General features: G+C 59.9%; 15 protein-coding genes. 14 read left to right on the top strand and 1 reads right to left on the bottom strand.

The features are described 5' to 3' along the window. Positions 1 to 54: 54 nt before the first annotated feature. From uxaC to ACO59D_RS02420, 11 genes are all read left to right on the top strand, one after another. Entirely contained in the window at positions 55 to 1,473 is a 1,419-nt protein-coding gene (uxaC, locus tag ACO59D_RS02470; RefSeq protein ID WP_485125631.1) for a glucuronate isomerase, read from the top strand. Positions 1,474 to 1,619: 146 nt separating this feature from the next. Beyond that, positions 1,620 to 3,104 (top strand): UxaA family hydrolase, encoded by a 1,485-nt coding sequence (locus ACO59D_RS02465; protein ID WP_485125630.1) that lies wholly within the window; start codon positions 1,620 to 1,622, stop codon positions 3,102 to 3,104. 39 nt (positions 3,105 to 3,143) lie between these two features. Then, positions 3,144 to 4,736, top strand: a complete 1,593-nt coding sequence (locus ACO59D_RS02460) for a glycoside hydrolase family 28 protein (protein ID WP_485125629.1) — start codon at positions 3,144 to 3,146, stop codon at positions 4,734 to 4,736. A 17-nt stretch (positions 4,737 to 4,753) separates the two neighbouring features. Next, entirely contained in the window at positions 4,754 to 4,882 is a 129-nt protein-coding gene (locus ACO59D_RS02455) for a DUF6198 family protein (RefSeq protein ID WP_485125628.1), read from the top strand. Positions 4,883 to 5,049: 167 nt separating this feature from the next. Beyond that, complete coding sequence (locus tag ACO59D_RS02450) at positions 5,050 to 6,129, top strand: substrate-binding domain-containing protein (protein ID WP_485125627.1); 1,080 nt, start codon at positions 5,050 to 5,052, stop codon at positions 6,127 to 6,129. Between the two features lie 115 nt (positions 6,130 to 6,244). Next, positions 6,245 to 7,771: a tagaturonate reductase gene (locus ACO59D_RS02445; RefSeq protein WP_485125626.1), complete on the top strand. Its 1,527-nt coding sequence runs from the start codon at positions 6,245 to 6,247 to the stop codon at positions 7,769 to 7,771. A gap of 428 nt (positions 7,772 to 8,199) precedes the next feature. Next, positions 8,200 to 9,759 carry an MFS transporter gene (locus ACO59D_RS02440; protein ID WP_485125625.1) on the top strand — a complete coding sequence of 520 codons (1,560 nt, stop codon included), beginning with the start codon at positions 8,200 to 8,202 and terminating at the stop codon, positions 9,757 to 9,759. 81 nt (positions 9,760 to 9,840) lie between these two features. Next, entirely contained in the window at positions 9,841 to 11,967 is a 2,127-nt protein-coding gene (locus ACO59D_RS02435; RefSeq protein ID WP_485125624.1) for a pectinesterase family protein, read from the top strand. 1 nt (position 11,968) lies between these two features. Then, positions 11,969 to 12,625: an SGNH/GDSL hydrolase family protein gene (locus ACO59D_RS02430; protein ID WP_485125623.1), complete on the top strand. Its 657-nt coding sequence runs from the start codon at positions 11,969 to 11,971 to the stop codon at positions 12,623 to 12,625. Positions 12,626 to 12,665: 40 nt separating this feature from the next. Continuing rightward, the gene (locus tag ACO59D_RS02425; RefSeq protein WP_485125622.1) at positions 12,666 to 13,901 is read left to right on the top strand and encodes a glycoside hydrolase family 88/105 protein; all 1,236 of its coding nucleotides are present in this window, start codon (positions 12,666 to 12,668) and stop codon (positions 13,899 to 13,901) included. Then, positions 13,898 to 14,782 carry a sugar phosphate isomerase/epimerase family protein gene (locus ACO59D_RS02420; protein WP_485125621.1) on the top strand — a complete coding sequence of 295 codons (885 nt, stop codon included), beginning with the start codon at positions 13,898 to 13,900 and terminating at the stop codon, positions 14,780 to 14,782. The genes ACO59D_RS02425 and ACO59D_RS02420 overlap by 4 nt, the downstream gene beginning before the upstream one ends. A 668-nt stretch (positions 14,783 to 15,450) precedes the next feature. On the opposite strand, the gene ACO59D_RS02415 is transcribed toward ACO59D_RS02420, so the two are convergent. Continuing rightward, the gene (locus ACO59D_RS02415) at positions 15,451 to 16,143 is read right to left on the bottom strand and encodes a copper homeostasis protein CutC (RefSeq protein ID WP_485125620.1); all 693 of its coding nucleotides are present in this window, start codon (positions 16,141 to 16,143) and stop codon (positions 15,451 to 15,453) included. Between the two features lie 225 nt (positions 16,144 to 16,368). Here ACO59D_RS02415 and ACO59D_RS02410 point away from each other — a divergent pair, with 225 nt between their 5' ends. From ACO59D_RS02410 to ACO59D_RS02400, 3 genes are all read left to right on the top strand, one after another. Next, on the top strand, positions 16,369 to 17,457 hold the full coding sequence (locus tag ACO59D_RS02410) for a DUF871 domain-containing protein (protein ID WP_485125619.1): 1,089 nt from the start codon (positions 16,369 to 16,371) through the stop codon (positions 17,455 to 17,457). Between the two features lie 284 nt (positions 17,458 to 17,741). After that, positions 17,742 to 19,679, top strand: a complete 1,938-nt coding sequence (locus ACO59D_RS02405) for a BglG family transcription antiterminator (protein WP_485125618.1) — start codon at positions 17,742 to 17,744, stop codon at positions 19,677 to 19,679. A gap of 2 nt (positions 19,680 to 19,681) precedes the next feature. Then, positions 19,682 to 20,002, top strand: a complete 321-nt coding sequence (locus ACO59D_RS02400) for a PTS sugar transporter subunit IIA (RefSeq protein ID WP_130812590.1) — start codon at positions 19,682 to 19,684, stop codon at positions 20,000 to 20,002. Positions 20,003 to 20,070 lie beyond the last annotated feature (68 nt).

The raw sequence follows: 20,070 nt of genomic DNA, 5'->3' as shown, positions 1-20,070 counted from the left end.
GGAAGGGTTGACGGCTCCTGCAGATGCAGGGTAAGCAAGAAGGGGTGCTCTGGAATGAAGAACTTCATGGACGACAAGGATTTCCTGCTCTCCACCAAGACGGGGGAGCGGCTCTTTCATGACTATGTCGAGTATCTGCCAATCCTCGACTATCACTGCCACATATCTCCGAAGGAGATCTGGGAGGACAAGTCCTTCTCGAGCATCACAGAGGTGTGGCTCGGAGGCGACCACTATAAGTGGCGCCTGATGCGTGCCTGTGGCGTGGACGAGCGCTATATCACGGGGAATGCCCCTGCGCGCGAGAAGTTCCAGGAGTGGGCCAAGACCCTGGAGCGTTGCATCGGCAATCCGGTCTATGAGTGGAGCCATCTCGAGCTCAAGCGCTTCTTTGGCTATGAGGGGCACCTCTGCCCGGAGACTGCAGAAGAGGTCTGGCAGCTCGCCAACAGGAAGCTCGCCACACCCGAGTTCTCCTGCAGGAACCTGATTCGCCGCTCCAATGTCCGCCTGATCTGCACGACCGATGACCCTGCCGACTCCCTCGAGTGGCACAAGAAGATCGCAGCCGACAGCTCCTTCGATGTCCAGGTCGTTCCCGCCATGCGCCCGGACAAGGCTCTCGGCATCGAGAAGGAGGGCTTTGGCGCCTATGTCAAGAGGCTCTCCGAGGTGGCAGGCATGCCGATCGCATCCTTCAGGGACTTCAAGCGGGCACTCTCCAAGCGCCTCGACCTCTTCGCTGAGATGGGCTGCAAGGCTTCGGACCACGCCCTCGACTATGTGGTGGATGTCCCGGCAACGGACGAGGAGCTCGAGGAGGTCTTCTCTGCCCGCGTTGCGGGAAAGGTGGTCTCCGAGGGGGACATCCTGAAGTACAAGGCGGCATTCATGAAGTTCGTGGCAGCAGAGTACGTGCGCCTGGACTGGGCCATGCAGATCCACCTTGGCTGCAAGCGCGACAACAACACCACGATGTTCAAGGAGCTCGGCCCCGATACCGGCTATGACTGCATCCGTAATGGTCAGAAGGCAGCGGATCTTGCCGACTTCCTGAACGGCGCGAACGAGACCTCGGGGCTGCCCAAGACCATCCTCTACAGCCTCGATCCGAATGACACAACGATGATTGACACGGTCATGCAGTGCTTCCAGCAGGCTCCGGTCGCAGGCAAGCTCCAGAACGGCTCTGCCTGGTGGTTCAACGATTCCGAGCTCGGCATGCGCGCACAGCTGAGCACCCTCGCGAACGAGGGTGTCCTCGGCACCTTTGTCGGCATGCTCACCGATTCGCGCTCCTTCCTTTCCTATCCCCGCCACGAGTATTTCCGTCGCGTGCTCTGTGGCCTTCTCGGCGAGTGGGTCGAGGATGGCAAGTATCCGGACGACCCGAAGGCCCTGAGCCGCATCGTTCGCGACATCTCGTACAACAACGCCGTGCGCTACTTTGGGTTCGACCTAGAAGAGCAGTAGGCTCGCTCCCCTGCAAGGCCCCGTCCCCGTGCCGGAAGATTCTTTGCGTACGGGGACGGGGCCCCTGTGTCCGGAATGCTTCCGGGGTCCTATTTTTTCTAGGTAGACGCAGCAGCGCATACAGCTGCCAGAATGGGGCGATTTCTATGACTCCGCTTGTCCATATCTATCCCACCGATACGGTGGCCGTGGCGCTGCGCCCCCTGAAGAAGGGTGAGACGCTCTCTTTTGGGGATGGCACCATCACGCTTGCAGAAGATGTTCCGCAGGGACACAAGGTCGCGGTGATGGAGCATGCCGAGGGCTCTCCCGTTATCAAGTACGGTGTCGCAATCGGACATGCGACGAAAGACGTGCATCCTGGCCAGTGGATACATATGCACAACATGGCAACGAACCTGTCAGGCGAGGTTGCCTATGCATACGATCCCGAGCCCTGCTCGCTGCCTTATCGCGAGAGCGAGACCTTCATGGGCTACCGGCGCGAGGACGGACGGGCTGCAACCAGAAACGAGGTCTGGATCATCCCGACCGTAGGCTGCGTGAACGAGGTAGCGCATGCCTTGGCCGACTCCTGTCAGGATCTGATCCAGGGCACGGTGGATGGCATTCACTACTTTCCGCATCCCTTCGGCTGCTCGCAGACGGGGGCGGACCACGAGCAGACGAAGCGTCTTCTGGTCGCCCTCTCCCGCCACCCCAATGCCGCAGGCGTGCTCTTCCTGTCGCTTGGCTGTGAGAACTGCACGCATCAGCAGATCCTGGACGAGCTCGGTGACTTCGACCACGAACGGGTGCGCTTCCTCACCTGCCAGGACGTGGAAGACGAGCTTGCAAGCGGGCGCAAGATCGTGCGCGGGCTCTGTGCCGTAGCACAGCGTGCCAAGCGCGAGCCCATCAGCACATCCGGGCTGGTGCTGGGCATGAAGTGCGGAGGGTCTGACGGCCTCTCCGGCATCACGGCAAACCCTGCGATTGGTCGCGTGAGTGACATCCTGGTCTCCGAGGGAGGCACGAGCGTGCTTACCGAGGTCCCCGAGATGTTCGGAGCCGAGAGCTTCCTGCTCAGGCGCTGCACGTCGAGGGGGGTCTTCGATGAGGCGACAGCCATGCTCAACGGCTTCAAGGGCTACTTCCTGAACCACGGTGAGGTGATCTACGACAACCCGAGCCCAGGCAACAAGGCAGGCGGAATCACAACGCTCGAAGACAAGAGCTGCGGATGCGTCCAGAAGGGCGGCACGGCGCCGATTGCGGCGGTCGTGCCTTATGCGGGCCAGGCTACGGTCCACGGCCTCAATCTCCTCTGCGCCCCAGGAAACGACATGGTCTCGACTACGGCACTCACGGCAGCCGGCTGCCATGTGATTCTGTTCTCGACCGGCAGGGGCACCCCCTTCGGATCTCCCGTGCCAACGATCAAGGTCTTCACCAACACGGCCCTCTCGAAGAGAAAACCCAACTGGATGGACTTCAACGCTGGCATCATTGCGGATGGTAAGGCATCGATCGACGAGACGGCAGAGGAACTCTGGAGGCTCGTGCGCGAGACGGCATCAGGCAAGCTCACCTCGGCCGAGCGCAGGAACAGCCGCGAGATCAGCATCTGGAAAGACGGGGTCGTCCTGTAGAGGCCCAGGGGGCCGACGCAGCAGACAGGAAGGGTGAACATGGATATCCGGGTCGTGTGGAGGAATGCGCGTGCAGCAGTCGTCGAGCTTGACGACGGAGGGCTCTTCGAGACCTACTTCTCCTGGGAGGTCTATGTCAACGGCCAGCGGCAGGGGACGACCAAGAAGGTCGAGACCTATGTCGATGGACTTATTCCGGCAACGCGCAATCTGGTCCGTTTCGTCTGCGGCGAGGATGTCTATGAGGTGGGTGTCACGACGCCTGCCGAGTCTGCCACGATTGACGTGCGCGACTGCGGAGCCCGTGGAGATGGCATACACGACGACACGACAAACATCCAAGCCGCCATCATGGCCTGCCCTGAGAAGGGCCGTGTCATGGTGCCGCAGGGACGCTATGTCGTGAAGTCGCTCTTCCTCAAGAGCGGTGTTTCGATCGAGCTCCAGGAGGGAGCTCAGGTCCTTGCCCGCCACGACAGAGACGCCCTTGCCTATATTCCAGGCACTCTCAGGGGAACGGAAGGCATGGGGCGCGACGCCTCTGGGCTCTTCCCGCTTGGCCGCTGGGAAGGCGAGAGCGTGAGCACCTACTGCTCCCTCTTCACGGCTATTGGCGTCCATGATGCGGGAGTCTATGGCAGGGGCACGATTGACGGCCAGACCGACTTCGCCGAGGACAACTGGTGGCACAACGTGAAGGACATCTACCGCCCTGACGAAGGCCGCGACATCGCCCGTCCCCGCATGGTGTTCATGAGCGAATGCAGCAATATATCGCTTGTCGGCATCACGGTCAGAAACAGCCCTGCCTGGAACATCCACCCAATTCTTTCTGAGCACGTGGACCTGCTCTGTCTCAAGATCGAGGGGCCGAAGAACTCCCACAATACCGATGGCACCGATCCGGAGTCCTGCGGATACGTCCGCATCATGGGCTGCGAGTACTCGGTGGGCGATGACTGCATCGCGGTGAAGAGCGGCAAGCTCGGGATTGACCCCGAGCTGCGCCCCGCAACCCATGACATGCTGGTGGCGCATTGCCTCATGCATGATGGGCACGGGGCCGTGGTCCTTGGATCGGAGGCGGCGGGAGGCATCAAGGACCTCACGGTGCGCGACTGCGACTTCCGGCGCACCGACAGGGGTCTGCGCATCAAGACGCGCCGCGGACGCGGGACGGCTGCGGTGAACGAGGGCATCCTCTTCACGAACATCCACATGGACCACGTGCTGACGCCCTTTGTCGTGAATGCCTTCTATTTCTGCGACAAGGATGGCAAGACCGACTACGTCCAGAGCAGGAAGGCGCTTCCGATCGATGAACGGACGCCTGGTTTTGGGGCGCTCGAATTTAGGGACATCGTCGCGACGAACTGCGCTGCCGCGGCAGCCTATATCACGGGGCTGCCGGAGCGCAAGGTCTCCAAACTCGTCTTCGATGACGTGAAGGTGAGCTTCGATTCGGATGCCGAGCCGAGCGTGCCTGCCATGGCATGCGGGGTGGAGCCAATGCTCCATCAGGGCATCATAGCCCAGAATGTGGAGCGTCTGGTCCTTCGCAATGTCGATATCGAAGGGCAAACAGGAGATGAGCTGCAGCTCACCAACGTCGACGAGGTTGTTCACCTCTGACGGCGGTGGGGGTCGCCATGGTGGTGAGGATGGGCATCGTGCCAAACGCACCCGACGGCCTCGTCCATGCGGTTGCCGAGAGCGCGGGTAGGCGCTTCGGCAGTGTCAAGGTCATCTTCGATTCGGATCATGTGGCGGCTTCATGAGACGGTATTCGATTCGGCGGCTGAGGCTCAAAGCTAGGTCCGCCCCTTCCGCCACCATGCCGTGCTTGGTGCGTGGCGCTTGGTTCCGGGGGCCGATGAGGCCAGCCTGCGTCGCGTGGGACCGCTATGCTAGGTACGCTCGATCGATACGCAGCAGGGGGTGGGCAATGGCAGAGCGCGTGACCATGAAGGCGATTGCGGGGCGCGTGGGCGTCTCCGTGAATACCGTGCACAAGGCACTGACGGGAAAGCCAGGCGTGAGCGAACAGATGCGCGAGCGCATCGTCCGCTGTGCCGAGGGGCTGGGCTATCGGCGCAATGCGAACGCATCGAATCTTCGGCGCCAGGACCTTGTGGTGGCCGTGCTCCTGCCAAGTCCCGAAGGGGAGGGGCACTACTACTTCCGCTATCTCTGGGAGGGAATAGAGCGCTATCCCAGGGAGGCGGACAACGCCGTGGTGCTTGATTGCCGTCCCTATCCGACGGGTGCCTACGCACGGGCGCTCGAGGAGCTTGCGGAGGAGATATCCCAAGGCCGCAAAGTCGATGGCATGGTCGCCTATGCGCCCTCCGACGCAAGATCGCTCGAGCTTCTATCCGGCCTGGGTAGGGAAGGTGTGCCGACAGAGCTTCTCGACGGCGACGTGGACCTTCCGAACAACATCGGCTGCATGGTGGCGGACTACGCCTCGGCAGGCCAGCTCATGGCAGAGCAGGCGCTCAATATGCTGCCCTCCGAGCCGCAGGATATCCTGCTTCTCTCGGGTGACAGGCAGATGTCTTCGCATGCCAAGGTGCGGGAAGCCTTCCTCTCGACGATGGCGGAGCATGCACCCGCCCACCAGATCAGGGAAATCTTCGGAGCCCATAGCGAGGTGGACGTGCTGCGCAAAGAGACGAAGTCCGCACTTCTGTCGGATCCGCATCCTGCACTCGCCTGCAGTGTCTTTGCTGTGGGCACGGAAGTGCTCTGCCAGGCACTCAGGGAGAGCGGCCTTGCCGGCAAGGTGCCTGCCATAGGGAATGACCTCTTTCCCGAGAGCGTGGAGGCGCTCAAGGCTGGCGTGCTCAGAAACGTCGTCTTCAAGGACCCGGCAGGACGGGCTCGCGAGGCAATTGAGACGCTCTGTAGCTACCTGCTCTGGGGACAGAGATCGCCTGAGAGGACTGTCGTGGGCGATGTCGACATGGTATTCCGGAGCAATCTTGCTCAATACTGCCGCCATGTGGGCATTCCCTACTCCTGATGGGTTCTGGCTCAATCGAGGCAGCAGCCCTTCCACCGATTAAAGGTGAACGTTCACTCCATTTCGTGCTAGCATGCAATCCGCGGGGGTATCCGGGACGATGGGTGTGGTGGACATGCAACAGCTCAGCTATGAGCATCTGGAAGAATCGGGATATGCGGGCTATCTGGCACCTCGGGAGACGCCTGAGCGCGTGCTCCAGTTCGGCGAGGGAAATTTCCTGCGTGCCTTTGTCGACCTCTACTTCAACCAGGCAAACGAGGCAGGCGTCTGGTCGGGAAGGGTCGTGCTGGTTCAGCCCCGCGATGCCGCAAGGTCGGGCTATGCCGCGCGCAATCAGCTGAATGGACAGGATGGCCTCTATACCGTTTTGGTGCGTGGCAAGGGAGAGGACGGGAAGACCGTCGACACGAGCGGAATCGTCTCCTGCTGCAGCCGCTGCCTCAACCCGTCGGATCCCCGGGACCTCGCTTCGGTGATGGAGCTTGCCGTCTCCGATGATCTGGAACTCATCGTCTCCAACACGACGGAGGCCGGCATCGCCTACGATCCGTCCTGCACGGCAGACGAGCCGTGGCCCCAGTCTTTCCCCGCCAAGCTTGCCCAGGTGCTTCACGCTCGCTGGAAGGCACAGAAGAGTGGGCCTGTCATCCTTTCCTGCGAGCTCATTGACCACAACGGCGAGGAGCTTCTCCGCATCGTGGAACGCCACTGCGCGGATTGGGGCTGGGAGACAGAATTCGTGGACTGGCTCGAGCACGCGTGCGCCTTCTGCACGACCCTGGTCGACTCGATCGTTCCCGGTCGCGTCCGGGACCCCAAGGAAGCTGCTGCAGTTGCCGAGCGGCTCGGCTACGAGGACCGGTTCCTGACCGTGCGCGAGCCATTCCAGATGTGGGGAATCGAAGGCGACGAGTCACTGGCAGAGAGGCTGCCGTTCATCAAGGCTGGCCTTCCCGGTGCCTTTGTGACGCCGGATGTCACTCCCTATAAGAAGCGCAAGGTCCGCATCCTGAACGGCGCCCACACCGGTTTCGCTCCTGGTGCATGGCTCGCGGGCCTCGATATCGTGCGCGACTGCATGCACGACGAGGTGATCCGCGGGTTCATGGACCGCATGCTCGAAAGCGAGGTCATTCCGGCCCTCTCGGACGAGCTTGACCACAACGATCTGGAGAAATTCGCAAAGGCCGTGGCAATCCGCTTCGACAATCCCTTCATAGACCATCAGCTCCTGTCCATCTGCCTCAATTCCTGCGCAAAGTGGCGTGCCCGCAACCTGCCGTCACTTGAGGACTATGTGGCGAAGAACCATGAGGTACCCGCATGCCTGGCTACGAGCCTGGCTGCCCTCGTAGCCTTCTATACGACGGGCACGGTCTCGAAGGAGGAGGATGGCCTGCATCTGGTCCGTCCGGACGGCACGGCCTACGTCGCAAAGGATGACGAGAGCGTCCTTTCGTTCTTCGAGGAGCATGCAGCCGATGCAGATGCCGACCTCGTTGACGCAGCGATGGGCGAGGATGGCCTCTGGGGACATGACCTGCACGAGATTGCAGGCCTGCGCGATCTTGTCATCGAGCGCCTTGGCATCATGAGGAAAGAGGGTGTCCGCGCGGCCTTCCAGGCCTGCCTTCGATAGGGCCTGGCAGAAGTCCAGAAGGCTCGTGGACCTAGGTTCTGCGAGCAGCGCCCCACCGTCCCTGCGGTAGCGGGGCGTATGAGTATATGCAAATATATTGGTAATGTATGCATCTTCTTAGAATTAAAGAAGAATGCCAGATTGTGTCATTTACTCGCTTCATATGAGGAAAGTAAACGTTCACCTTCAAAAATATGCCGTTACCCGACTTTGCACTGAAAATAACTGACATACCAATAAAGCCCAAAACTGCTGTGCTATAACAATGGGGAACTGATGCAAACCAGTTTTCTTATGCAGTTTTCTGCGGTTATTCCAGCTGGTGTGCATGGATAGGGGCGGTAGAGCCGCCGATTGGCTGGATGTCTCGAGCAGAGCAGGCGTTCGTGTCTGCGGCTGGGGCAGTATCCAGGGAGGAGTGAGGAAACGTGTTCAAGAAACTTGGGAAGAGACGCGAGATAACGTTCTGGACGAGGCTTGGGTTCGGCATGGGAGGCATGGCAAACTCCGGAGCCCTGACCTTTACCCATAGCTACATGGTCATGTTCCTGTCCACGGAGTGCGGGCTTTCTGCGGCTGAGTCGGCGCTGATTGCATCCGCAGCCATCTGGCTGAACGCCTTCCTCTGCCCAATCATGGGATTCGTGGCAGATAACTTCTACGCCACCAAGGTCGGCCGCAAGTTCGGCAGGCGCCGCTTCTGGATTCTCCTTGCCATCCCGATGATGATCGCAGAGCCCCTCATCTTCCTGGTGACGCCGTTCGGATTTGGCTACTACTTCGTGCTCTACATGATCTACAACATCGCCTATGCCTTCATCACCTCGAACTTGGCTCCGCTTACCATCGAGATGACCGACGACTACAAGGAGCGCAGTCTCCTCACCGGCTACAAGCACATCTTTGGCAACGTCTCCGGCTTCATGATGGCGCTTCTGGTTGGCTTTGGCTTCGGCCTCTTCGGAGAGACCAACCCTTGGTCCTACTTCATCATCGCTACGACAAATGCCACGATCATGGTCATCTCCCTCATCGCTGTGTACTGCTCCACGTGGGAGAAGTCTCCTGACGAGGTTGCGCAGGAGAAGATCGGCAATGCCTGGGAGGCCATCAAGAAGCTCTTCATCGATGTGCTCTCCACGTTCCGCAACCGCTCCTTCCGCCAGGTGCTCTCGGTGTTCCTGAGCATGAAGTTCGCTGCAGCCTGCTGGAGCGCCTGTCTCTCCTTCTTCATCGTCTATGCCCTCGGCATCGCGAAGTCCTATGAGTCCGTGATGGAGATGCCGGGCAAGATCGTCGCGATTGTCTGCACTGCAGCCTGGGTTGCCTGGATGGCAAAGAAGGGCTTCCACACGCCTTGGTATGTCTCCACGATTGGCGCTGCCCTCTGCATCGTTGCCTTCAACTTCTTTGCCTTCGGCCGCATTAACGGCACCTTCGATGTCACCGTCGCGATGATTGCCTACCCGATCATCTTTGCCATCTGGAAGTTCTTCTATGTCGGATTCCAGTATCTGCCCGATGTCCCGATGAACTACATCCCTGACATCGACGAGCTCATCACGCTGCGCCGCCGCGAGGGCGTCTACAGCTCTGCTCAGCAGTTTGTTCAGCAGATCGCCTCTGCGCTTGCCGTCAGCCTCTGGGGCGTTGCCCTTTCCTTCTCCGGCTTCATTACCACGACCGGCAGCAGCGACACGGTCGTCCAGCCTGGAAGCGTGCCCATCACAATCTGCGTCTATATGCTGATTGGCTGTGCCGGCTTCTTCATCCTCTCCTGCTTCCTGGGCTCGCATATCCACATCGACAAGAAGCAGTGCGACACCCTCTGCGCCGAGGTTAAGCGTGTCCGCGAGGGCGGCCGCATGGAGGATGTGGATCCCGAAGTCAAGAAGCTCTGCGAAGAGCTCTCGGGCTTCCCGTACGAGAAGTGCTTTGCCCACAATAACGTCGGCTATCAGGGAGACCGCGTCATGCCTGCCGAGTAGTTGCTCCCTGCCTTGGCCTTTCCAGCGCCGTGCCCGGACATCTGCCTTGAGTACGGCGCTCTCTTGAAGGGATGGTGTTCGATGGATGCTCCTGTCTATAGGGTCGCGCCGGAAGGCGAGCGCTTTGCGTCTATCGCGGATGCGCTTCACGCTATAGAGCGAGAGCAGCAAGACCCCGCCAGTCCCGTCGCAATCCACCTGGCGCCGGGCACCTACCGGGAATGTGCCGAGATTCGTCGGCCGAACCTTACGCTTCAGGGCGAGAGCGCCGTATCGACCAGAATCGTGTCCGACAGGGGTGCCTTCGAGACCATGGTGGACGGCACGGCGCGAGGCACCTTCAGGACCTATGCCGTGCTGGTGGATGCCCCCGGCTGCACCATCAGGAATCTCACTATCGCAAACGAGGCGGGGGATGGAAGGCGGGCGGGCCAGGCAGTCGCGCTCTATGCGGATGGCGACCGCTTCGTCTGCGATAGCTGCGAGATCCTAGGCCACCAGGACACGCTCTTTTTGGGTCCGCTCCCTCCCAAGGAGATGAAGCCTGGAGGCTTTAGGGGACCGAAGGAGAGAAGCCCCCGGACGATGACCCGACAGTACTTCAGGCGCTGTCGCATCGAGGGCGATGTCGACTTCATCTTTGGAAGTGCCTGCGCCTATTTCGACGGCTGCGAGATCCGTTCCCTTGCACGGGACGCTGAGCCTGCCGGATATGTGACGGCTTCCTCGACGCCTGCCGGGGAGCCCTACGGGTTCGTTTTCCACGGCTGCTCCTTCACCGGGCTGGCTGCAGATAGGAGCGTCTATCTGGGACGTCCCTGGAGGGAGTATGCGAAGTGCGCGCTGGTCTCCTGCTGGCTCGGTCCCCACATCAAACCGGAAGGATGGTATCTATGGGGGCGGCCCGAAGACGATCTCTCCTTTGTGGCAGTGGGCCTTGTGGGACCAGGCAGCACGGATCTCTCCTGGCCAGGATGCGCGCACCTTCTGGGAGAGGGGGACCTGCCCCGCTTTGCACGGAGCAAGGTCCTCGCAGGCTCCGATGGGTGGGACCCGCTCTCGGGGCCTGACGAGCCGTGCGAGACGGAACGGCTCTCCTCGACGGGCAGGACCGTACACGAAACGCGCTATCTTGCAGACGATGAAGCGCTTGCGCGGGCCTTCGACCGCGAGTCCAGGAGGGCACGCTTCACGGGCGCCGATGCCGCCTCGTGGCAGGAGTGGTCTGCGAACTCCCGCCAGCGCCTCAGCGACCTTCTCGGCCTCGACCTCATGGAAGCGTCTCCTGCAGAGCCTCGCTGCACCTCTCGTACAAGGCTTGCCGGCGGCATCGGGCGCATCCTGTACGAGCTCCCCACAGAGCCGGATGTCTGGATGCCAGTCTACCTTCTGGTGCCGGACCATCCGCGGCTTGACGGGGCGGGACGTTCCCTTGCCGTCATCTGTCCCCATGGGCATCAGGGGGCAGGCGCTGCCTCCGTCGCGGGCATCATGGGGGTGCCCGCCGTCGACGACGCGATACGCCGCTTCAACTATGACTACGGACTTAGGCTGGCTGAGCTCGGATATGTGGCTGTCTGTCCGGAAGCTCGTGGCTGGGGCGCGCGTCGGAGCTGGAAGGGGCAGGGGGATGCCGAGGAGCTCTATCTTCGGGGCACCTGCCTGAACGAGGCAAGGATGGTGGAGCCTTTGGGAAGGACCCTTCTAGGCGAGCTCGTCTTCGATCTCGAGCAACTTGTCTCGTGGCTCTCGGGCCAAGCATGGATTTCGACAGACGAGCTTTCCTGCATCGGCTTTTCCGGTGGTGGGATGCAGACGCTCTACCTTGCTGCCTTGGACGCTCGCATTAGGAAGGCCCTCATCTCGGGCTATCTCTACGGGGAGAAGGATTCTCTCCTCCGCCTCAATGGCAACTGCTCCTGCAACTATGTGCCGGGGCTCTGGCGCCTCTTTGATATGGGGGACATCGCCTCACTCATATGCCCCCGTCCCCTTATCGTGGAGAGTGCGGACCATGACCACCTGATGGGGTCGCGCGGCCTTGTTAATGTGGAGGAGCAGGTCGACATCGTGCGCACGGGCTATCGGCTGTGCGGCGCCGAGGGCCGTCTGAAGCATCAGGTGATTCCCGGAGAACATCATTTTGGCATCGATCGCTTGGAAGCGGACTGCGCCTGGCTCGATGCTGCATCACGAAGGAGGATCTGACATGGCGCTCGCTGGCAAGGTCCTTGCCTGCCTCGGCGATTCGACGACCTGGGGAGACAACGGCGAGGGAGGGGGTGGGCCCGAAATCTCCTGGACCACACGCATGGCAGAGCTTGCCCATGTGAAGGAGGCGAGGAACTTCGGTGTCAAGGGCTCCCGCATTGCCGTCAAGGCAGACCGGAGCGACAGCTTCGTCGAACGCTTCGGCACGCTCGACCTCTCGGCTGATGCGATTGTCCTTTTCGGCGGCGTGAACGATTTCTGCCGTGCGGTGCCGCTGGGCGCGATGGGGGAGAGCGACGTGCATACCTTCTATGGGGCGCTCGGCTATCTGGCGCGCGGCCTCGTCTCCCGCTATCCGGAGGCGAAGGTGGTGTTCATGACACCAGCAAAGACGGCAGGCGTCCCGGCGAAGGGGCTCCCTGCCTTCGACGTGCGAAACGGCGTCGGCGCTGTTGAAGAGGAATATGCCGATGCGATGTGCGAAGTGGCAGGGACGTACTCCATCCCTGTGATTGACCTCTTCCGCGAAAGTGGCATCTCTTCCCTCGTCGATGAGCAGCGCCGACTCTACATGCCTGACGGACTCCACTATTCCGCTGCAGGATATGCGCGGCTGGCGGAGCGCATCGCCTGCGGCCTTGCCGCCCTGATCTAGGATATCCACACTCTGCCGCAAAGGTTGGAAGGACACTGACATGGGATCCAACGCGATTCTGGACCGCTACATAGCGCAGCTAATCGAGACCTCGACGCCTGAGGCGCCCGCCTGGAACATCGAGAAGATCCGTGCCGGCAAGAAGAACACCTGGAACTACATCGACGGATGCATGATCAAGGCCCTTATCGAGCTCTACGGTATCGAGCACGACGAGGGGTATCTGGAGTTCGCCGATGCCTTCATCGACCATTTCGTCCATGAGGACGGTACGATTGAGCACTACAACCCGAACGACTACAACCTCGACAACGTGAATGCCGGGAAGACCCTCTACAGGCTCTACAAGATCTTCGGCAAGAGGAAGTACCGCCTCGCGATGGATTCGATCTATGGGCAGCTCGAGCACCAGCCCCGTACCCGCGAGGGCAACTTCTGGCACAAGGCAATCTATCCGAACCAGGTCTGGCTTGACGGTCTCTACATGGCCCAGCCCTTCTACATGCAGTACGAGCTCGGCTTCCATGACAGGCGGGCCTGCTCGGACTCCTTCCACCAGTTCCAGACCGTGCACGAGATCATGAGGAATCCGCAGAACGGGCTCTACTACCATGCCTACGATGCGTCGCGAAAGCAATTCTGGGCAGATCCCGTGACCGGGCTCTCCTCGAGCTTCTGGCTGCGCGCCGAGGGCTGGTTCGCGATGGCAGCAATCGATACCTGGGAGCTCATGCCGCCCTCGATGTCGGCGGAGAAGGATGCCCTGAGGCAGATGTTCCAGGAGCTCGTCGACGCGATGCTGCCCTACCAAGACAAGGAGAGCGGCATGTGGCATCAGGTCATTAACCTGCCGAACGTCGCTCCCAACTACCTCGAGGAGTCGGGATCTGCGATCTTCGCCAACGCAATCATGAAGGGCGTGCGCCTGGGTGTGCTCGACGAGTCCTACCACGCCTTCGGCAGGAAGGCCTTCGACGGCATCTGCCGGACCTGCCTCTCCGAGAAGGACGACAAGCTTGCCCTCACGAGGATCTGCCTTGTGGCGGGCCTTGGCAACAAGGAACATCGTGAGGGGACCTTCGACTACTACATGCGCGAGCCGGTCGTCGAGAACGATGCGAAGGGAGTGGCACCGCTCATCCTGGCCTATATCGAGACCATGCAGCATGACCGGCTAAACGGGGCAGCAGATCCTTGTGCCCCTTCGGGATGCTGCTCGACGAAAGACCCCTTCGATGGGTATGTGCCGGGCATCAACGGAGGGAAGAGGCAATGAGCGGAAAAGCGGTCCCTCTCGGCGTGCGTCTGCACGACGTGGAGGGAAACAGCCTCGAGGAACGCATCCGCAATGCGGCCGGCCTGGGATTCTCGACCATCCACCTTGCATCGAAGCTACTCTATCGGAGCTGGGGATGCACGGAAGAGGGGCTCACGGAAGAGCGGGCAAAGAGACTCCGCGACCTTCTCGAGGAAACGGGACTCGGCGTCGCAGTCTATGGGTGCTATAAGAATCTGGCAACTCCCGATCCTGCAGAGGAGAGGGACAACCTGAAGGAATATGCTGCATCCGCCCGCTTCGCGCGCTGGGTCGGTGCCGGCGCGGTGGGATCTGAGACCGGACGTCCAAACAAGGAGAAGCGGATTGGGGAGGACCGCTTCTCCGAGGCCGCCCTCGAGACGCTCGCGCGGCAGGCGCGGGAGGTGGCGTGCTGTGTCGCAGACGAAGGATCTCGCCTTGCGCTCGAGCCAGGCTGGAACGAGGTTGCCTGCACGCCCGAGCGAGCACGCGACGCGCTTGAGGCAATCGGGCGTCCGGATGTCTGCGTCATACTCGACCCCGTCTCGCTTCTCCATCCCGCTGCGCTGCCGAAGCAGGGAGAGATCCTCTCCCAGGCGCTCGAGCTTCTGGGGGAGCGCATAGCGGTCCTCCATGCGAAGGACTACGAGGTAGTGTACAACGAGGACAGCGCAGGCTGGTGCGACGGATCGGGAAGCCGCCTTGTCTGCCATGGGGTGGGCACGACTGGTGCCTTTGACTTTGCGCCGGTGATTCGTTGGGACAAGGAAAGCGGACGGGCATGCCCCGTCATCGTGGAGAACGGTATCCCTGGCACCTTTCCCACGTCTCTTGCTTACCTCAGGGGCCTCTCTGACTGACAGGCTGAGAGGCCGAGGCGAGAGGGGCGGGGGAGTTGCCGGAGCGAGGGTATTGTTGCAATCTTCGCCAAAATGGGCCCTCCGGCGACTGGGGTCGTCCGCACCGGGGTGCTCCATTGCGGTCTTCACGACGTTCACGTTGGCGGTCATGGCCGAGATTGTACGCGGCGGACTCAATGCGATTCCTCGGGGCCAGTTCGAAGTTCCATGACAGCACCGACTTTATCGCTGATACTGTGGCAAACATCTTCGAGCGTCAGATGAATGGTTAGGACAAGTAAGAGCATAGGCTGGGCGGCGCTGGCCACTTCAAGCTCAAGGATTGGAACCCCGGCGAGATCATCGGTCCTCGAGGCAACGGTGAACAGTGGGATAAGGACAGCGCCGTCGTCTGCTTCCGCGTGGTCTTTCGTATTACGGCCGAGTCTGTCGTCCGCTTGACCGACCTCTTCAACAAGAAGCTTGACAACATCAGCGTCCGACCGGCTATCAAACTGGATGGGCTGAAAAAGCCCTCTACGACTGGATAACCTTCCACACTAAGCGTTATGCTAAAAAACAGTTTGTCCCTCTCTGACTGAGTGGGAAGGGTCAGGGTCTCTACGCTGAGGATGCAGTATGTGATGCAGCCAGCATCTCAGCTGGCGCGAGGCGAGACTGGATAGTGACTAGATTCTGACAATCTTTGTGCCGTGAGCCTCCTCTACACAGAGGACCTTGGCTACCATCTCGACGTTCTGCCAAGTGATGCCGCCGCCAGGGAGAATGCGCACGCGGCCGTTTGCATAGGAGATTAGGCGGCGCAGATGATTGAGGTTGTCTGCGATGGGTGTGCCCGCTGCACCGCCGTGGGTAAGGATGCGCTCGACGCCCAGCTGAGACAGGACGTCGATGGCCTGGAGTTGGCGCTCCTCGTTAAGGGCATCAAAGGCCATGTGGAAGGTCACCTGCACCGGAGCGCCTGCGCTTTTTCCACTTGTTGTGGCTTGCGAGCCCTTGGCAGCCTCGACGAGCCGGGAGGTGAGGTCAACATCGATGGCGGCAGGGCCGTTCTCCGTCCTGCGCACGCAACCAAAGACCACACCGGTCACGCCAAGCCTACGCGCAACTGCAACGTCATCGATTAGCATCTGCGTCTCGGCTTCGGTGTAGACAAAGTTCCCGCCGCGTGGCCGAGCCATTGCCATTACCGCTACTCCATACTCGGCGGCGTAGGATACTGCGGCGCGCATCACGCCATAGCTGGGGCTCGTACCTCCCACGGCCAGGTTGTCGCAGAGTTCGATGCGGCCCGCACCGGCGGCTATAGCGGCGGGGACGTGCTCCATGTTTTCGGCGCAGAACTCTCTGAGCATGGCCATGGTACTCTCCCTCGATCTTTCTTCCAATGGGTTGATTCCTGGTAGAGCGTACTCCTCCCAGGTCGCTCTTTGCCCGTGTATTGTGCACGTTAGCTGCCGCCACATGCGGCATCGCGTTCGATTGAGCGAGCCTTGCGTGGCTGCCACAATGACTGGGAAGGCGCCTTCCTGGTCGCGTCTTATCGTCCGGCATGAGGTGCCGACTAACAGAAGGGAGCACGGCACATGCATCGCCTTGGAATCTCTCTCTACCCTGAGCACTCTAATCCGCAGGATGATTTCGCATATATGGGGCTTGCGGAGCGATATGGTTTTAGCCGCATCTTCACCTGCCTGCTTTCGGTCCAAAAGGACCCCCAGGAAGTTATCAAAGAGTTCTCTGGCTTCATTAGACACGCTCACGATCTTGGTTTCGAGGTTGCCGTCGATACCAACGAGCAGGTGTTTGACCGTCTGGGCGCTACGCCGGGCAACCTAGACCCCTTTAAGAAGCTGGGCGTGGACATCATCCGCCTGGATGGTCATTTTGGCGACACGGGCGACATCCTGCTAACGCGCAATCGGTCTGGCATTAAGGTTGAGTTCAACGGCAGCTGCAACCTCCCCCTGAGTCTTCTGGTTCAGCGTGGCGCGGATAGCAGAAACATGATTACGTGCGCCAACTTCTATCCCGAGCCCTTTACGGGTATGTCGGAGAAGCGCTTCGTGGAACTCTCTGCCTCGTATAAGGCCCAAGGCTTCCAGACAGCGGCTTTTGTCTCAAGTCAGCAGTCCAACACCTTCGGCCCTTGGCAGGTGTTCGCGGGTCTGCCCACTTGCGAGGATGACCGCCATCGTGCCATTGATCTGCAACTGCGCCACTTGATTGCCACCGACTTGGTCGATGACATACTCATTGGCAACGCGTTTGCCAGCGAGGAGGAACTTGCCACCTTAGCCGCGGTGGATACCACACGTACCACCCTGCGCATCGAACTTGATCCGGGTGCTACTGCAGAAGAACGCGAGGTGCTATGGGGTTACGACCACACTGAGCGGCCTGACTCTTCGGACTACCTACTACGGTCGAGCCTGCCTCGCTTGAATTTCCGTGACCGCCCTGTGCCCGCACGCGATGCGAAGACGGAGGTATTCCACCGTGGCGACGTGCTTGTGGTGAACGATAGCCTTGCGCATTACCGTGGCGAACTGCACATCGCTTTGCGCGACATGCCCAACGATGGTACGCGCAACCGCGTAGGGCGTATTCCCTCGGAGGAGCTATTCCTGCTGGATTACATCAAATCCGAGTATCCGTTTGGGTTTGTTCGTTAGGAACATCGTCTACTTAGCGCAGTGAGTGACCATTCACTATCCGTCATCCTACGAGGTCCGTAGTTGGCCGCCGTTCGGCATGAGACTGACCCAGTGTAGCACGGTCTCATGCCTTGCGATGAGAGCTAGCGATTCCAGGCGATTTGCCAGCTGTGATGGTAATGGAAGTGCTTCCACCAATTGTTTTGTACAGGATTGTTGCCGCGAGAGGCGGCATCACACAGCCTTGAGAGAGGGGTTCTGTGTGAGTAGCATGAGGACAACTGGAGGAGGTGGGTAACGGGATGAATGACGTCCAGCTTGTACGACATCTTCTGAGTCAGCGGGGCGTCTCTCCGGCAGATCTTGCTGCCCATCTTGGCGTTAAAGAGCGCGCTATGCGCGATAACATCCATCGGGCGAATGCTTCTATGTCGGGCGCCGCCTTCATCTCATATGATCGCGCCCAGGGTGCTTACGTCGTGAATATTTCCGATCAGCAGGCGTTTGACGCTTGGGTTGCGGGTCGACTTTCCCATAACACGTGTGGCCGTTTCCCCTCTACGCCGAGTGAGCGCATGGTTTATCTGCAGCAAGACCTTCTCTCTCGTTCTGGTTGGATTACGCTCGAGGAGCTGGCGGGCCTACTTCTCGTTTCACGATCTACCATTTCGAGCGACCTTCAGAATCTCGAGCGTACATTCGAGAAGTTCGGTCTCGTCGTTGAGAGGCGTCCTCGCTACGGCATCCGGGTCAGTGGTAGCGAGATCGATAAACGACTCTGCCTTGCAGGTGCGGTTACCAATGCGTGTCTTGAGGCCGATGGGCTGGGTGGTGCGATATCGCCTTCGATGCTTGACGAGGTAAGTGCTTGCGTAGATTCCACGCTTGAGCGCGAGAGCTACAAGGTAAACCCGGTGTTACATCAAAACCTCGTGATCCATCTTGCCATTGCGTTGGTGCGTATTGGCAAGGGCTGCTATGTGCCCATGGAGACTTCTCAAATGGAGGACGTGCAGAGTAGTCGGGAGTGGGACATTGCCGTGCTGGTGGCTCAGGCCATCGAGGAGTCTTTCTCCGTTGATCTCCCCGAGGAGGAGATAGCCTATATCGCCATCCACTTGGCGAGCAAGCGCTTGGTTGATGGCGTATGCGGGCCTAGTTTGGATGATGCCTTGCCCGCATCTGGCGGTACTACCGAACCTGGCCTTGAGGTGACGGATGAGGCTTGGAATTTGGCGGCCGAGATGCTTGAGGCAGTTTGGCGGGCCTCTCGCTTTGATTTCCGCAATGATGTGGAATTGCGCATGAACCTTGCGCGGCATACCATGCCGCTCATAGTTCGTCTCCGCTACCACATGATGCTAAAAAACCCTCTGCTGAAGGATATTCGAGCGCACTATCCTCTGCCCTTTGCGATGGCGGGTGATGCGCTCGCCCTGCTTGCGAAGCGCTATCAAGTGGAGATATCTGATGATGAGATGGGGTATGTTGCGCTGATTTTTGCGCTAGCACTCGAACGGGCTAGGACAGGGAGGGCCAAGAAGCACGTGCTCGTGGTATGCAACACTGGGATACATGGTGCCCGGCTCCTTGCCTACCAACTGCAAGAGGAGTTTAGCAGCATTGGAGCAGTGGATGCCTGCGACTCCAGCGACTTCAATGACTACAAGCTTGATGGAGTTGATTACATCTTTACGACAGCTCCCCTTGCTCGTCGTACCACTATCCCAGTGGTCCGCGTGAGCCCATTCATTGACGAGACCAGCAGTGCCGACGTGAAACATGCGCTTCGCCGTGTTGCGGAGCCATCTACGAGTGAGTGCTTCTCTCCCAAGCTCTTCTTTGCAAACGTCTCGATCGGCACGCGCGAGGGTGTCATCAGTTTTTTGTGCGATCGCTGTACCCAGGCGGTTGAGCTCCCAGATAGCTTCCAGGAGCTGGTGTGGGCCCGCGAGCGAGCCTCGTCGACGGCCTATGGGAACCTGGTGGCGCTACCCCATCCTCTTGAAGCGGTGAGCCCAAGGACATTCGTCGCTGTGGCTCTGCTGTCTCACGCTATCGACTGGGGCGGTCGCAAAGTGTGCGCTGTGTTTATGGTTTGCGTCTCGCGCGATGCTGGGTCCGACTCAGAGTCGTTCTATCGCTCGATGACGAAGATACTCACGAGTGAGCGATCCATTCAGAGACTTCTTGCCGATAGGCGCTACGAGGTTCTCCTGAGCGAGCTGGAAGGAAAGTAACGATGGATGAACTGTTCAAAACGAGCTTCCAGATCATCGCTGTCGTAGGCGGAGCGCGCAGTGCCTACGTAGAGGCGGTGCGCGCTGCAAGAGAGGGTGACTTCAATCATGCCGAAGAGCTCATGAAGAAAGGGGATGAGAAGTACTTGGCCGGTCATGATGTCCATGCCGCGCTCATCCAACGCGAGGCGGGAGGAGACCCGGTGAACATGACCCTGATTATTTCCCATGCCGAGGACCAGCTGATGGCTGCAGAGTCTTTCAAGCTTATGGCACAAGAGTTTATCGAGGTATATCGTCATTTGTTTGCTCAAGAGGTCTAGCAGGGGGTGCTTTTGGGAACTTGCGAAGACGGTGTCTCCGCGACTGTGGACTTGTGACCGTGATGTCG

It is taken from the genome of Tractidigestivibacter sp. (genome assembly GCF_057241865.1).
This window is presented reverse-complemented; position numbering and strand designations above follow the sequence as displayed.